This is a genomic window from Vibrio sabulosilitoris, assembly GCF_055391395.1.
This window is the reverse complement of sequence record NZ_AP029599.1, coordinates 807,306-822,326: the sequence shown is the minus strand read 5'-3', so window position 1 is coordinate 822,326 and position 15,021 is coordinate 807,306. Positions and strand designations below refer to the sequence as shown.

General features: G+C 49.1%; 21 protein-coding genes. All 21 read left to right on the top strand.

Translation table 11 applies throughout. The features are described from left to right. Positions 1-68 precede the first annotated feature (68 nt). Complete coding sequence (locus tag ACZ5R2_RS04070; protein ID WP_464901138.1) at positions 69-965, top strand: GPO family capsid scaffolding protein; 897 nt, start codon at positions 69-71, stop codon at positions 963-965. 3 nt (positions 966-968) lie between these two features. Then, entirely contained in the window at positions 969-1,988 is a 1,020-nt protein-coding gene (locus tag ACZ5R2_RS04065; protein ID WP_464901137.1) for a phage major capsid protein, P2 family, read from the top strand. A gap of 1 nt (position 1,989) precedes the next feature. Continuing rightward, positions 1,990-2,706, top strand: coding sequence for a phage terminase small subunit (gene gpM, locus ACZ5R2_RS04060; protein WP_464902303.1), 717 nt, complete (start codon positions 1,990-1,992; stop codon positions 2,704-2,706). Positions 2,707-2,808: 102 nt separating this feature from the next. Next, positions 2,809-3,270, top strand: coding sequence for a head completion/stabilization protein (locus ACZ5R2_RS04055; RefSeq protein ID WP_464901136.1), 462 nt, complete (start codon positions 2,809-2,811; stop codon positions 3,268-3,270). Continuing rightward, the gene (locus tag ACZ5R2_RS04050) at positions 3,267-3,755 is read left to right on the top strand and encodes a phage tail protein (RefSeq protein WP_464901135.1); all 489 of its coding nucleotides are present in this window, start codon (positions 3,267-3,269) and stop codon (positions 3,753-3,755) included. Before ACZ5R2_RS04055 ends, ACZ5R2_RS04050 begins: the two co-directional genes overlap by 4 nt. Then, the gene (locus ACZ5R2_RS04045) at positions 3,745-4,125 is read left to right on the top strand and encodes a phage virion morphogenesis family protein (protein ID WP_464901134.1); all 381 of its coding nucleotides are present in this window, start codon (positions 3,745-3,747) and stop codon (positions 4,123-4,125) included. Before ACZ5R2_RS04050 ends, ACZ5R2_RS04045 begins: the two co-directional genes overlap by 11 nt. A gap of 1 nt (position 4,126) precedes the next feature. Then, positions 4,127-4,474 carry a hypothetical protein gene (locus tag ACZ5R2_RS04040; RefSeq protein WP_464901133.1) on the top strand — a complete coding sequence of 116 codons (348 nt, stop codon included), beginning with the start codon at positions 4,127-4,129 and terminating at the stop codon, positions 4,472-4,474. Between the two features lie 22 nt (positions 4,475-4,496). Beyond that, on the top strand, positions 4,497-5,615 hold the full coding sequence (locus ACZ5R2_RS04035) for a DUF2586 domain-containing protein (protein ID WP_464901132.1): 1,119 nt from the start codon (positions 4,497-4,499) through the stop codon (positions 5,613-5,615). A 3-nt stretch (positions 5,616-5,618) separates the two neighbouring features. Then, positions 5,619-6,068: a phage protein gene (locus ACZ5R2_RS04030; protein ID WP_464901131.1), complete on the top strand. Its 450-nt coding sequence runs from the start codon at positions 5,619-5,621 to the stop codon at positions 6,066-6,068. A gap of 12 nt (positions 6,069-6,080) precedes the next feature. Beyond that, positions 6,081-6,290 (top strand): TraR/DksA C4-type zinc finger protein, encoded by a 210-nt coding sequence (locus ACZ5R2_RS04025; protein WP_464901130.1) that lies wholly within the window; start codon positions 6,081-6,083, stop codon positions 6,288-6,290. Between the two features lie 10 nt (positions 6,291-6,300). Continuing rightward, positions 6,301-6,510 carry a phage holin gene (locus tag ACZ5R2_RS04020; protein WP_464901129.1) on the top strand — a complete coding sequence of 70 codons (210 nt, stop codon included), beginning with the start codon at positions 6,301-6,303 and terminating at the stop codon, positions 6,508-6,510. Beyond that, positions 6,497-7,084 carry a lysozyme gene (locus ACZ5R2_RS04015; protein WP_464901128.1) on the top strand — a complete coding sequence of 196 codons (588 nt, stop codon included), beginning with the start codon at positions 6,497-6,499 and terminating at the stop codon, positions 7,082-7,084. Before ACZ5R2_RS04020 ends, ACZ5R2_RS04015 begins: the two co-directional genes overlap by 14 nt. A gap of 5 nt (positions 7,085-7,089) precedes the next feature. Further along, positions 7,090-7,431 (top strand): hypothetical protein, encoded by a 342-nt coding sequence (locus tag ACZ5R2_RS04010; RefSeq protein WP_464901127.1) that lies wholly within the window; start codon positions 7,090-7,092, stop codon positions 7,429-7,431. A 10-nt stretch (positions 7,432-7,441) separates the two neighbouring features. After that, positions 7,442-7,627, top strand: coding sequence for an Rz1-like lysis system protein LysC (lysC, locus tag ACZ5R2_RS04005; RefSeq protein WP_464919424.1), 186 nt, complete (start codon positions 7,442-7,444; stop codon positions 7,625-7,627). A gap of 10 nt (positions 7,628-7,637) precedes the next feature. Beyond that, a complete protein-coding gene (locus tag ACZ5R2_RS04000; protein WP_464901125.1) occupies positions 7,638-7,925 on the top strand; it encodes a putative phage tail assembly chaperone in 288 nt (95 codons plus the stop codon). Further along, entirely contained in the window at positions 7,901-8,092 is a 192-nt protein-coding gene (locus ACZ5R2_RS03995; protein ID WP_464902302.1) for a DUF6890 family protein, read from the top strand. The genes ACZ5R2_RS04000 and ACZ5R2_RS03995 overlap by 25 nt, the downstream gene beginning before the upstream one ends. An 11-nt stretch (positions 8,093-8,103) precedes the next feature. Beyond that, positions 8,104-10,233: a phage tail tape measure protein gene (locus tag ACZ5R2_RS03990; RefSeq protein WP_464901124.1), complete on the top strand. Its 2,130-nt coding sequence runs from the start codon at positions 8,104-8,106 to the stop codon at positions 10,231-10,233. Beyond that, positions 10,230-10,559 (top strand): DUF2590 family protein, encoded by a 330-nt coding sequence (locus ACZ5R2_RS03985; protein WP_464901123.1) that lies wholly within the window; start codon positions 10,230-10,232, stop codon positions 10,557-10,559. The genes ACZ5R2_RS03990 and ACZ5R2_RS03985 overlap by 4 nt, the downstream gene beginning before the upstream one ends. Next, entirely contained in the window at positions 10,552-11,739 is a 1,188-nt protein-coding gene (locus ACZ5R2_RS03980) for a baseplate J/gp47 family protein (RefSeq protein WP_464901122.1), read from the top strand. The genes ACZ5R2_RS03985 and ACZ5R2_RS03980 overlap by 8 nt, the downstream gene beginning before the upstream one ends. Continuing rightward, positions 11,726-12,400, top strand: a complete 675-nt coding sequence (locus ACZ5R2_RS03975) for a phage tail protein (protein WP_464901121.1) — start codon at positions 11,726-11,728, stop codon at positions 12,398-12,400. The genes ACZ5R2_RS03980 and ACZ5R2_RS03975 overlap by 14 nt, the downstream gene beginning before the upstream one ends. 9 nt (positions 12,401-12,409) lie before the next feature. Continuing rightward, complete coding sequence (locus tag ACZ5R2_RS03970) at positions 12,410-15,019, top strand: phage tail-collar fiber domain-containing protein (protein WP_464901120.1); 2,610 nt, start codon at positions 12,410-12,412, stop codon at positions 15,017-15,019. The last annotated feature ends 2 nt before the right edge of the window (positions 15,020-15,021 follow it).

The window sequence follows — 15,021 nt, the reverse complement described above, 5'->3', positions numbered from 1 at the left end:
TACCTTACTGAAAACACTTTAATAAAGCCCTAATCTGATGCTGAATCAACGAACAATTGAAGTGGGCTATGAGCAAACAGAGCGGATGGATCATCGTGGCAACGGAAGGGGCAACCGTAGACGGGCGCACCATCACCGCCAGCTGGATAAATGATATGGCTGAGCTGTACAGCCAAGAGGAATACACTGCTCTAATTTGGCCTGAACACAAGCGCTCCTATTGGGCTGAGTTTGACGGAAAAAATTGGGGCACGGTCGATGCCGCTAAAGCTCAGATAAAAGACGGTAAGTTACGTCTATTCGTCAAAATCACTGCCAATCAATATCTCCTTGCCGCGAACAAGGATGGGCAAAAACTGTTTACCAGCATTGAACCAAACCTTGATTTTCGTGGCACTGGCCGCTGCTACCTAATGGGCTTAGCGGTCACTGACTCACCCGCGAGCTCTGGTACCACTCGTCTGCAATTTTCGATGGGAGAGAAACAATGTAACCGCGAATACAGCCAGCTTGAGCCATTCCAGTTTGAACCGGAAGAACAAAATGAGGAGCAGCGAGCACTTAGCTTCTTCCAAATGGTTAAGTGCTTTTTTACCAGTACCGAACAACCATCTACCCCACCCCAAACTAACCCCGAGGGCACTGACGTGGACGAAGAGAGATTGAATCAACTTCTGAGCGCACAGTTCAGCACCTTCCGCACCGAACTGAAAGAGGAAATTGTCGGTGAACTGGAGGGCAAGTTCAATACAGATACAAACGAGTCAGGACAAGAAGAGGAAGAGACCCCATCCGGTACTCTCACTCAAGAGCAGTTTAACCAAGCCTTGTCTGACGCAATTAAACCTCTTTCTGATCAAGTTACAGCAATGAAAGAGGAGTTCGCCAAGCTCGCTGAAGAAGCACCAGGGCAACGCCCAGGTGAAGCAGGCAATGGTCACACCCAGAAAGTGGAGGCGCTTTAAGTTATGTCTCTTAGTCAACAAGCCGCACAATATATTGAACAGTACGCCTCAAGCTTACAAGAAAGCTACTGCACTAATGACACCAACAAGCTGTTTGCTGTTACGCCGGTGATTGAAACCAAGCTGCGTCAGGCCATTTTGGAATCTGATGCCTTCCTTCGCATGCTATCACTGCTCCCTGTTGATCAAATCAAAGGACAAGTGGTCGATGTAGGCACCGGCGGACTGCTCACAGGTCGCAAGGAAGGTGGGCGCTTTCGTGGTGGTTTAGGTCATGACGGTCACACCTACGAGTTAACCGAAACCGACTCTTGCGCCGTGATTGCTTGGCAAACACTCACGCAGTGGGCAAACAGCGGTAAGCCCGGCGAGTTTGTGAAGTTAATGAATGCCGCTGCCACTCGCCATTTTGCATTGGATATTCTGCGTATTGGTTTCCATGGCAAATCCATTGCAAAAACAACCGATCCCGAAACTAACCCCAATGGCGAAGATGTTAACAAGGGCTGGTTGCAGTACGTCAAGGAGCGTAAGCCGGAGCAAGTGCTTTCCAATGCCATTCTAGATCCCACGGGGCAAACGCCGGATAGCTACAAAAACCTTGATGCACTCGTCAACGATTTGGTGAACACGAACATTCATGAGGTGTTTCATGAGGACAGCGATCTTGTGGTGTTGTCTGGTCGTGATCTGATTGCCTCTGAGCAGCATCGTTTGCTGAGCGCTGCCGATACGCCAACCGAGCACAAAGCCGCGCAGTCACTGGCGAAAACGATTGATGCTAAAAAAGCGTACAAGCCGCCTTTCTTCAAGAAAGATCAGCTGTGGGTGACTTCCCTCTCCAATCTTCAAGTGCTTACTCAAAAAGGCACTCAGTGGCGTAAAGCGCGCAATGAAGAAGACCGCAAACAGTATGAGAACTCATACCTGCGTATGGAAGGCTATGCGGTTGGCACGCTAGAGAAGTTCGCGGCAATCGAAAACGTCACCATTGTCGACCCAACAGCAACGCCGAGTGAATAAGATGGTCAGCCCTTTACGTAAAGCGCGAGACGCGATTATTCAACAAGAGCTAACGGGGAGTTCCCCGTTAGCCAGCCCAAGTGCAAGCCCAGACAGTCTGCAGTTGCAGCTGACTGAGTTTGCCAATGATCGACAAAGCTTGAAGCAATTCAACGCGATTGCCGACAAAGTCACCCATAAACGCGATGTGTTGATGCCCAAGTGGCGCCCAATTGCGGAAGCGTTTTTAAGTAGTGGTGAGCACTATGAGAACCCCATCTTTAGCACCTTGATTTTATGGCTGTTTGATATCGGTGAAATCGAGCTGGGTATTGACTGGTGCCTGAAAGCGATTGAGCTGAATTTACCCACGCCTGAGTTTATCAAGCGCGACTGGCCAACCTTTTGTGCAGACGTGGTTTTTGATTGGGCTGAAAAGCAAGCCGAGCGCGGTCAGAGTATCGAGCCGTACTTTAGCCAGGTGTTTAGCAAGGTTCAGAACGATTGGCGACTGCACGAGAAGGTGAACGCCAAATGGTACAAGTTCGCGGGCTATTGGCTGCTGCGTGATGATAAGGGTGAGCCCAGAGCAACAGCGGTTGGAGACATCAGCACCCTAGAGCAGGCTAAGGCGCTATTGGAGCAAGCGCACAACTTCCACGACAAAGTGGGTGTGGGAACGATGATCAAGCGAATCGAATCACGAATTAACGCACTGGAAGACAATAAGAATTTATAGGCTCCTCCACCCTCACGCCTCGACTGGCGAGAGAACGAAAGCGGCGCTTATCGTATCTCATCGACCCAGTGGGTTAGAGGCGTCCTAACAAGGAATTGGTAGATGTTTTCAGGTATCGACAAAAGTTATCAAGACACCACCATCACGAATGATGGCTTCTGGCCCGATCTTCATGCTGGGGAATTTGAAAAACGTCGAGGTATTCCAGCTGCGCAGGATGCTGACAACATTACCTATGCCATCGTAGCCGCAATTGAAGAAGTGAACCCATTGCTAGCCACTTTAAAAGCCAATTACATGGCAGATGGATTTACCAAAGCCAGTGAGGTGACTGGCAAAGCAAAGATAGATGATAAGAACGGCTTAGAGATCCAATACGAGCGAGCAGTCTTTGCGCGGGCCAAGGCCGACTTACTGCCTGATATTGCGACGTTAAGTCAACGAGATGCCGGGAATAACATTGCTGAGCGAAGCCATGAAACTCGCTCTGAGCTACTAGGAGAGAGCCAGCGGATCATTCGTAACATGCTAGGCCAAACCCGAGCCACGGTGGATTTGTTATGAGTCAGCTTGATATTCGCACAGGCTTCAAGTTGCGCCGCCTAACCGAACATCTGCAACAAGCCTTGCCTGATGCGGTACTGAGAAAAATGGAAGCTTGGATGGAGGACATCACTGTCCAAATCAGCCCTGAAGACCGGGGGAACGGCTACAACCTTGGGCACGTCCGCTATACCGCTGTGTTCAGTTTCGAAGGTTTTCCATTTCGTAAAACCGACCCTGCCAGCGTAATGGCCAATGTGGCGGTTTGGCTTTGTGACAATGACCCATCGCGTGATGAGTGTGATCTCGATGACCCTACTTTCGATGTTGAGCCAGAGTCCGAAGACACCGCGATTATGACGTTCGAGCTTGAGTTTAGCGAGACTATGATGCTGCTACCCGATGATAACGGCGATGTACTTTGGAATGAGCGCCGTTGGAGTTTAGCACCCTACGATATTTGGATTGCTGAAGAAGCAGAGATTCTGGAGAAAGATGATGCTTAAGGTTACCTGTGATCCCAAAGCTAACGAGCGTATTAAGCAGGCCACTGATTTACTTATGCTACCAGCGGCAAAACGTAGAAAAATCCTGCATGCAATGGGTAAGGAGTACATCAAGCAAGGGCGCATTAATGCGAAAAAACAAAGTAGTCCTAGCGGTCAAAAGTGGCCTAAACGAAAGGGACGAAGCAGAAAGAAAATGCTTCGTGGTTTGGCACGAACAATGGGAGTGTCCAAGCTGGCCAACTCCTATGTCGAAGTGAGCTGGAAGAACAAACGCACTGCAAAAGTTGCCGCAGCCCATCACCTTGGCCATGCCGAAACCCACACAAGAGCCCAGGCAATACGGGCATTGCAACGTGAGGGTAAATAACATGGCAACTATGCACCAAGCATTACGACTTTATGAAATGGGTTTTCGCGTCTGGGCAAGGCGACTTAACCCTTCTGCACCAAAAGGGAAGCTTCGTAGACCATCGAAGAGATGGATAGAAAGCAATATCAGCGAACAACAGGCAGGTATGTTGATTCGCATGATGACAGGTCAAGCCGCAACTAGCTGGATAAACAAACTTCCCATACGCCGCTTGCTTGATGACCCAAATCAAAACCCTGAACGATACAACCAGCTCTACAAGGCGATGAAAGAGACTTATGGCTCACAGTGGGGAAAGACTATTCATCCGCTCATCAAGCGTAGAGCAGCCAGAACAAACAGATAGATAACCAAAAGGACAGCAGAACATGGCAATCGGTAAGGTCGAGGTTAACAACCTCAATTTAGGGCAAGGCGGCGTGCCTGAAATCGAACGCCATCTGCTCTTCATCGGTACAACTGACAAAGCAGAGCTACAGGGTAAAGTCACACGTATCTCTGCCATGACCAACCTAGAAGAGATTGTGGTTGATGACGCGCTAGGCAAAAACATTATCGCGGCACAGCTCAACGGAAAACAAAACTGGACGGCGGCAATTTGGGGCCTAAAGGAAGACGACAGCTGGACAGACGCTGTTGACGAGGCCAACAAAACAGACTCCTTTGAGGGTATTGTGATTGTCGATGTCACCACCGATGCGGCCAACTTTAATGCCATGCAGGCGAAAGCTTCCGAGCTGGTGAGTAAGCTCGGTCGTTGGGTGTTCTTTATCGCAGCCACATCCGGCATTGATAGCAACAGTCAAAGCTGGGCTGACTATGAGGCCGCGCAGCTTGCTCTGCAAAAAGACGTCGCGGCTAATATGGTGATCCCAGTACCGCAGCTCAATGGTAATAACGCAGGGGTGTTGGCTGGGCGTTTGTGTGACCGTAGCGTCACCATAGCGGATACCCCGATGCGCGTCGCGACAGGTAATGTACTGGGTCTGGGTGAAATGCCGATGGATAACGCAGGTAAGACGCTCGCAATGTCAACCATTGGCACCTTGGCTGAAGCCCGATTTTCCGTTCCTCAGTGGTACGCCGACTATGAAGGGATTTATTGGTCTGATGCCATGACACTGGAAGCCAAAGGCGGTGATTACCAGGTGATTGAGTATGTGCGGCCCGTTCATAAGCTCAATCGACGTGTGCGAGTGAAAGCCATTCGTCGAATTGGTGACAAGATCCTAAATTCCACGCCTGCGTCTATCGAGATGAACCGGCAGTATTTCAGCGGTGACATGCGTCAAATGTCCAAAGGCATCACCATTGGTGGCATTAAGTTCCCAGGTGAAATCATGCCGCCACGTGATCAAGACGTCACCATCGAGTGGATGACCAAAACCAAAGTGCAAATTGGTCTCATGGTACGCCCCCATAACTGCCCCAAACACATCGTGGTCAATATTGCACTTGACCTTTCTAATCCAGCTGGTGAGGGCTAATCCATGCGAATTTCAGGTAAGAATCTTCGGTTTACGTTAGGCGATCTCAAAATCACTGCTCAGAAGTTCACTCTCTCCATTACCGATAACAGCGCCACGGTAAAAGACAACGGTGTGCCAAATGGTTATGTCGATGGTGATGTGGAGGCCAGCGGTGAAATTGAACTAACCACGACTCAGTTCAATGTCCTTATGGAAGCCGCCAAAGAAGCAGGAGCATTTCGCGCCTTACCTGCATTTGATGCATTGGGTTATGGCAAAACGGATAAGGATGAGCTGAAAGTGGAGATGTTTGGTTGCCGGTTAAAAATTTCAGACTTGCTCGATGTGGATGGTAATGGTGGCAGTGCACTGGTGCACAAAATTCCATACGAAGTCACTTCACCAGACTTTGTTCGCATCAATGGGGTGCCTTACCTACGTGAAGACGAAACCTCAGAGTTAACCGACTAACAGGGGGCATGGATGCCGGATGTATTTGATCATGCCAGTGGCGTTGAAGCCCTCTTCACAGAAATGGCGTTGGCCGAGCAGCTTGCTACCAGTCAAAAAGCGAGGTCAACACGCGAAAGCGCAACAGAGTGCGAAGATTGCGGAGATGAAATCCCACAAGAACGCCGCCAACACGTACCGGGCTGTCGCTTCTGCACCGCTTGCCAAGCAAAGCGAGAGTAAGGAGTAACCAATGAAAGATTGGTTTGACCGAGTCACAAGCGCTGTCGCCTATGGGATGTCTTTGTTTGGCATCACGGTCAGCAAATTATCACTTGAGCAATGGTATTTCATTGGGTCGATTGTGATTGGCGTTATCGCTCTCGGACTCAATTTTTGGCACAAGCGCGCAATCCAGCGCATTGCGAGAGAACAAGGAATTTCTATCAATGAAGCAAACTAAACTCAAAGGCGTGATCTGCTCCGTGGTCGCGGTGATAGGTCTTATTGCCGGCAGTGCTGTCCCACTGACATCAACACAGCCGGTTGGGCAGGTCACCATCGATAGCATTGAGCAGGGTACGCTCACAATCAGCCCAGTAGGTCTTGCCATGATTGGTGATGCTGAAGGGTGTCGTCAAGCGCCTTACTCCTGTCCGGCTGGGCTCATCACCAATGGAATCGGCAACACCCACGGTGTGCCTGATGCGGCAATTTCACTAGAACAAGTCGCCAAAGATTTTACCACCAACATTATTGAGGCAGAGCGCTGCTTGCTCCGGGACATTCCGCCAGATAACCCACTCACTCAAGGGCAACATGACGCCTTTACCAGTTTTGTCTTTAACCTCGGCTGCCAGCGCTATCGTCACAATCGTAATGGCAGTGAAACGAGCATTTACAAACTGATTAAACAAGGCGACTACCATCAAGCCTGTCATCAGCTACCCCGTTGGGTGTACAGCGGTGGCGAGCGGCTCACCGGATTAGTGACTCGGCGGGCTAACGAGTACGCCTTATGTGTCGGTAGTGGTTAGAGAACATGATGATACCGACGAGGTGGATGATTGGGTTGCTTGGGCTCGCTGCGTTAGGTGTGATGGCAGCAATGTTGAGCAGCAGCTATGCACACAATGCGCTCATGCAGGAGAAGCTGAGCCATGTTGAGAGCAGCAATCAAGCCAACTTAGTGACTATCGCCACCCTGATGAGTGATGAATATGAAACCCAGCGACGCCTTAAAGAGCGGCAGCACAGTCACCAGGTGCAACAGGACAAACTTAATGAAGACATCAAAACGCTTAAAGCCCTGTTGGAAAAAGACAACTGTTATCAGCGCCCTTGGCCTGATGCTGTTACTAAGCGGCTGCGCGAGCCCTACTAAGCAGGTGCACGTGATCACCCGTTTGCCACCCGCAGGTTTACTTGTGCCATGCCATAAACCAGAAGTAACTGGGCGAACCCCAGCGGAAACAGCCAGTGAGGACGTACCACGACTAAAAGTGGCATTAGCACGCTGCGCCGCACAAATTGATGACTACTTGATGTGGCGAGAGGCCACAGAGAACCAAAAGGAATAGAGAGATGGCGATGAAAGTAAAACAAATTGTTCTTGAGATCGTTAACCACGATGTGACATTCGAGCCCACACCGGATACCTACGGCGATTATGTTGGGCAAATGGCACAAGGCAATATCGCAGATGGTGCGCATAACTTTGTCATGCGCTCGGTGACTGAGGATGGCAAACCGTATCTGCGTGAGCTCGATGATCAAAACCCAGGGGCAATGATGCAAATTGCGGGCTTGTTGATGGCTGAGTACGCGCCGCAAATTGCTATCTCAGTAAAAAAATCGACAGCCTCGTTACAGGCTTAGAAAGTAGCGATTTAGGCAAGCTGCTCACCCTGAGGCGAAAGTGGCTACCGGGTGAGCTCGATGATGATATCAATCTCGCGAGAGCCGCATGGCTTGAGAAAGAGCACTGGGAAAACATGACCAACGCGATTGCCAATGGCACAGCAAAAGCTTTCTCAGGTAAATAGGATTAAGGCAAATGGCACTACCGGCACCACTTAAGTTCACGGTTGGTCTGATTGACCAAATCAGTAAGCCGTTAGGAAACATCCAGCGGCAAGTGAATCAGTTTACTCAAGGTTATCGCCAAGCGACGCACACAATGGCCGCTGGCGCTGCCGGGGTATTTGGCGCCGGTTTTGCCCTAAAACAAGCCATGATGCCCGCAATTGAAATGGATCGAGTGATTGGTGAAGTGAAGTCACTCGGCGTTGCTGATGACCAATTACAAGGCTTGACCAAGACCGCAATGCAGTTTTCCGTCGAGTACGGCAAGTCAGCGACCGAGTTCGTGCGCTCCAGTTATGACATTCAATCGGCGATGGGCGCCATGCAGGGAAATGAGTTGGCCGGGGTAACACGAAATTCTGCCATTCTCGCAGCTGCAACCAAGGCCGATACGGCGACAATCACCAGCTACATGGGTACCATGTACTCAATCTTTCAAGACCAAGCGGACTTGCTGGGTAAAGACAGTTGGTCTCAACAGATTGCAGGCATGACCGCCAAGTCCGTGGAGATGTTCAAAACCACTGGGCAAGGCATGGCGGACGCCTTTAAAGGTGTCGGCTCGCTAGGACAGAGTAACGGAGTCGCAATTCAAGAGCAAATGGCCGTGCTTGGTATGCTGCAAGGCAGTATGTCAGGCAGTGAGGCGGGAACACGTTATCGGGCATTCTTAGGCGGTGTGATGAAAGCGCAGAAGCAGCTTGGTATCTCTTTTACTGACAGTAATGGCAAGATGCTCCCCATGTATGAAATCATGGGCAAACTACAGCAGCGATTTGGCGATCTTAATACCGCTGATATTGCTCAACTGAAAACGGCGTTTGGCTCTGACCAAGCGGTGATGCTCATCACCGACCTGATTGGCAAAACGAGTGATCTTCAATCTAATATCCAGTCTTTAAATGGTGCCGCTAATCTCGATACTGCGCAACGTATGGCCGCAACAATGACCGACCAATGGGAGCGGTTAGAGCAAGGTGTGTTTGCGGTTCGCACGGCGATTGGTGCAGCATTGATGCCAGCACTAGTGCCCATGATCTCTTCCATGGCTGATGGTGCCATGGAAATCATTAAATGGACTGAGATGTTCCCAAACATAACTCGGTGGGTCGGTTATGGGGCACTTGCTCTGCTTGGTTTAGCCGCCGCTGGCGGTGTCGTCACTCTAACAGCCGGTTTCTCTAAGCAAGCGATGTTAACTTGGACACTGGCCACCAAAGCGCTTGGCCTTGTGACATTGGCTCAAACCAAAATAATGACATTTCTCAGAGCCGCCGTGCTTGCCGCCCATATGCAGCTGTCCATTTATGGCGTGAAATCGAAACTGCTTACGGCAGCACAATGGATGCAAAATGCAGCGATCATCGCCTCTACTGCCGCGTATGGCGCAGCCACTGCCGCTTGCAGTTGGTTATGGGGAGCGCTAAGCAAAGGCACGTTAGCGGCACTTAAATTTTCGGCAGCATTACTAGCTAACCCCATCACTTGGGTTGTGGCTGGCATCGTCGCCTTGATTGCAGGGGTCGTTGCTCTGATTTACTACTGGGATGAAATCAAAGCGGCATTTGCGCCGGTTGTCGATTATCTCAAACAGGGCTTCGATGCTTTGGGCAACAAGTGGAACAGTATGACCGCCATGTTCGCCGACACTTGGTGGTTTGAAGGTCTTAAAAATGCTCTAAGCACGCTGACCTTTCCATTCCAAACCTTATTCAATTTTATCCATGGTGGCTGGAAATGGGTAACCAGTGGATTCACCGATACCAGTGGTTTTGATTTCATCTATGCCATGGCCGATGAGATGTATGCCGTGTTCGGTAAGGTCTTTGATTGGTTTCGCAACCTTCTGAGCGGCATTACTGACCGCGTCAAAGGGTTGGTGTCTTGGATACCAGGCTTAGGGGGGGATAAGACGGAAGAGCCACAAAGCCAAGCTATCCAAACATCAAAACCCAGACTCTCTGTGCAACAAGGTGGCGTGGCTAAGACCATGGCCAACTATCAACAGCGCAGCGTGAACTATGGCGGAGTCAGTATTTATCCAGTCGCCATGAACAACCCTCAAGATTTTGCGACAGAAATGGAGATGTTGGCGCCATGAGTTATCGCTATCAGGACATTCTTATTGATAACGGGGACGTGGTTCTCGATGCGGGGCGCAACCCGGTGTTGATTCAAGATTTGGCGGTGATCGCGCAGGATATTAAACACGCCATCATTGAGAGTGGCCTTGCGGTTGCACTAATCGGGGAAAAGAGCCGCACCGGTCGTACGGATATCAAAAAGCAGATTGAGTTACTGGTTGAAGAAGAGGTTCGCTTAATCCCCGGCACAGTTCGACTCGAAGAGGCAGAGCTAGGCAAAATATGGATATTCGCTACGACAACGGAGTTTGGTGGGCTAGAGCTGGAGGTGAGTAATGTCTGATATCCCAACGCCTGATTATGAAAAAGTTGTCAAAGACGCTGGCATTCCAACTGATAGTGATAGTTGGCGTAAAGTGCTAAAAGAAGAGATGGCCAAAGAAGGCGCCGTGATTAATAACGATAGCCGCTTCTCTCCTTTTTGGCGAATGATTGAAACGGCGGTGATCACTTGTACCACCTGGCTTATCAACGTGCTGTTGGTGAAATACGTACTACCGAACTTGTTTCTCGCTACCGCAAAAGACACCTATCTCGATTTACTCGCATGGGCTTGCCGTGTCGAGCGCAAACCCGCCAGTAAGGCACAGGGCTTTATCGCGATGCAACGAGCAGCAATAGAAGGCCCCGATCTTATTATTCCGAAAGATAGATGGATTCAGACAGAGCCAATTAACGGCAAAATCTATCGTGTGCGGGTGCTGGAAGACACCACCCTAGTTGAAAATGAAACTAGTGTTTTAGTGCCTGTTGAAGCAGAAAGTGCCGGTGCAGGATTTAACCTCGGTGGTGGTTACTACCACATACTGCCACAGACTATTCCTGGTATAGCTGCGGTCACTAATACCGACGATTGGCTCACCGTGGCCGGTGCCGACCAAGAGAGTGACGACGAGCTGCGATTGCGCGTTCGCAACCAATGGTCCGCCGTGGCCAAATGGCACATTGATGCTGCTTATCGCTCCTTGCTAATGGAAAAATCCGGAATTCAAGACGACAACATTTTCTTTGAGCACGATGCCCCGCGCGGTCCCGGTACCGCCAATGCGTTCATCTTGCTTGATACAGGCGAACCTGCTCAAGAGATGATTGACAGTCTCAATCAGCATATTCTTGACAACGGCCAACATGGGCATGGAGATGACCTGCAGGTGATGTCCATGCCAAATACGCAGGCCAATGTCACTGTGACCGTCTGGCCGGATTATCGCTTGGTGGATGAGGAGCGAGAAGTCTTGAAGACTCGAGTTGGGAATTTTATTCGAGCGGCTTTTCGTGAGAATACCGATTATTCACCAACTCGTACCAGTCCAGTTGCGCGGTTTAGCTTTTCCAAACTCAGCCAAGAGCTTCATGAAGAGTTCGAGGACATCACCTCGCTGCAGTTTGATCAAGAGGATATCGTCAATGCAATGTCTATCCCTCGCCTTAATTCGTTGGAGGTGAAGCTTGCAACTGCCTGAGATTAAATTCAAATGGTGGATGGGTCGTGGTGAGCTCGCGAAATTTGCCCGAGCGCTTCGCAACTACTGGGCTCATATTGAAGCGGCACTCAAAATGCCACTAGAGCAACACGACCCAATGACCGCTCCAATAGGGCTGGTTGAGCTGCTGGCATGGCAGCGTGATGTGGAGCGACTAGGCCAAGAGCCAGAAGAGCTATTTCGTATCCGTGTTGCCCATGCTTACAGCTTTGCCCGCGACGGAGGCAGCAAAGCCGGTTGGGAAGAGATGTTTGAAAAGTTGGGTTATCCGCATATCTCCCAAAATGAGCGGCTGAAAGATGTCGATTGGGATGTGGTGAGCCTAGTGATACGTGACAGTGATTTGACCGAAGTGCCCAAGTTGCTGGACACCGTAATACGTCAATATGGCCGCACGTGCCGTCGCTACCAATACACTACGTATATCGAGATGCCACTGGCGGCGAAAAGCCGAGCCATCACCGCCGATTTTGACCAATCACACGTCACCACCCGTTTAGCGCTGCCAATGACGCCTAAGGTGTTATCAACTGATGCCCAATACATAACCAGTCATGCCAGCGCACGATTTAGTCTCGGCTCATTGCCTAAGGTATTGGCGATGGAATGCGATTTTTATGTTTGCCATATAACCAGTTAAGGGACCACCATGATTAACCTTTCTGAACGTCAAATAGTCACCGCCAAAGGGAAGGCCCTACTGGCACAAGTCAATGCAGAAGAGAAGGCTTTGGTCATCGATAAGATGATTTTAGCGAATGTTCCAGACCGCCCGGACTACCCTCAGCCAGATGACACGATCCCGATTGAGTATGTGGTGCATGAGGCGCCTGTTGAGGCCCGTGGCCGTGTCTCTGAAGATTCGGTGATCTACACCACTACCCTTGCCAGCACAACTGGGCCATTTGAGTTCAACTGGACAGGGGCATACTGCTCTGAGTATGACGTGTTAGTGACGATTGACCATCACGCAACCACGCCCAAGACCATCAATCAACCAGGGGTAGCAGGAAATACTCTGGTGCGCTCGATTGTTCTGGAATACAAAGACATCGCAGAAATCACCAACATCAATGTTGAGGCTGAAAGCTGGCAATATGAGAATGGCAAGCGTCTGCGTCGGATGGAAGCTGATAGCGCGCAAGCGCTAGTCGATATGAATGGCAAAGATTGGTTTGTTGAAGATGGCTTTGCGGTTTCTCAGGATAAGGACAGTGGTCATTACGTCGTTTCACCGGGTATCGGTTATGTAAGTGGGAATCGCGTCAAGCTTGACTATCCACGAGTGCTCCATGTCACTGAAAAGCCCGCTTTCGTCTATATCGATGCCTACCGTGAAGGCACGCCTGCTGGTGAATGGGAAACGAAGTTCAATTTTGTCGTTGTCAATGATGAGCTGGATGATTATCTCGATAATACTATTTACCCTGCTGTACCTCATTATGTTTGTAAGCTGGCTGAGGTATCCGAGGACGAAATCAAGGACTCTAGAGGAGTCAGCGGGTCAATATTACTAAGCAATCAGATATCTCAGCAGTTGACTGACAAAACTATCTTTCCTGTGGATCCAATGGTGTCAATTAAGGCTGGCGATAGAATACCTGATGGTGTCAACTGTTTACGCTATAAGGGGCAACTTTGGTACGCTTGGGATAACATTCCGAGTGATAGTGAAGTAGTGTCGATCACTAATTTTACCAAATTGGACAACTTAGAATATCGCGTAGCCGTTTTAGTCACCACTAGCGGAGAAGTGGAGTTAGTGTCGGCAAGTGTCTATGCCGGTCGAGAAAGCTCGTATGCCAGTGGATGGGGATTTTGTCCAAAAATTGGAGTTGATAACTCATTAGCTTGGCAAGCGTGTATAAACAGAGTAAACAATCAGATTATTATCGACAAAAAAGGAATTTATGAGTTTCACTCTCAAATTGTGGGCAAAACCCAATTTACATTGACTTCACTCTTTGAGCAAGAAATGAACAATCGCTCGGTTGTTTTTACCAGCAAAAGGAGCTGGCTAGGTGATGGTGGCACTTTACTAAAAGCAGCACCTGAGCAAACTCAAATTCAGTCCTTCAAGATTAGAAAAATATCATTTGAAGGGGATACATATTCACCATGGCAAGAGCTATCAAAGACAGAAGATAAAGGGATTATCGCCATTGACCCCTCGGGAATTAAGCAAGGGTTTGAAGTCGATGGGTGCGTATTTGCAAACATGAAACATACAATGAAACCAGTCTCGGGTCATGGGTATTTAGGCCATACCAAGTTTACCAATAACTCGGTGACGGGTAACCGACGTGTGTTTGATAACATTGTTTCAACTACAGGTTTAGACATAACAGGGAGTAAGTTCTATGATAACTACGAGCTTGGGGACATAAATAGAGTCGCTGGTGAAAACGTATCATTCAATAATTCATCATACAGCCATGAAGAAGCAGGATTAGAGTTCGACACTGGGATCTTTGGTGGAATTTTATGGCTTGAAGGGTACAACCGTTTCTTTCGTGTAAAAAAATTCTTGAAAATTGATGGCGGTTACCTTTCCGAGTGCTTTTCTATTGTTGGAGCTGAAAAATTCTCGATTTGTCCATTGAATAATAATGTCGCTATTGAACTCAACGGAACGCGATTAGGTACCAATACTCGAGTGTTCTACTTCCGGCATGTAGATGACTTGTCAACAGTCTGTGTTGAGATGAAAGCTTGCTACAATGGACTGCACTTCTCTGAAGCCTCAGATATTACCGATGCACTACAAAAGGGGCTCGTGTTTAAGGGCTTTGCAAATGAAAACCCAGCCTGGAATGTCAACATTACAGGATCTGGATTGCTTCCCGGAGCTAACTTCCAAAAGAACGATGGGAAGAAAGACTATATCCCACTTCTTAATAGAAAGGTGTTCTGGAGAGAAAGCATAAACTTCGCCCTCGATTTTTCAGAAACTATTTTTGGTGAGCCAAGCTCAGCTCAAGGGCACTCTTTGTTTGAAGCTGATATTGTAGGGTCAAACAATCAGGGTGGAGGTGATAAAGCCTACTTGGCCACAGTAAAGATATACAACGCATTTGGCGATGTGTGGGGGGTTGATGTATCTGGGCCTGATAAAGACCTATACAATATCACTCTATCAAACAAAACGAACAACTCAGTAGATGTCAACATTACAGAAACACACGATGGTTCTGATGATGTATTGGTCATCAAGAGCGCGACCCCAAATGGTAAAATTGAGTTCATCTCTGAGGATTGATA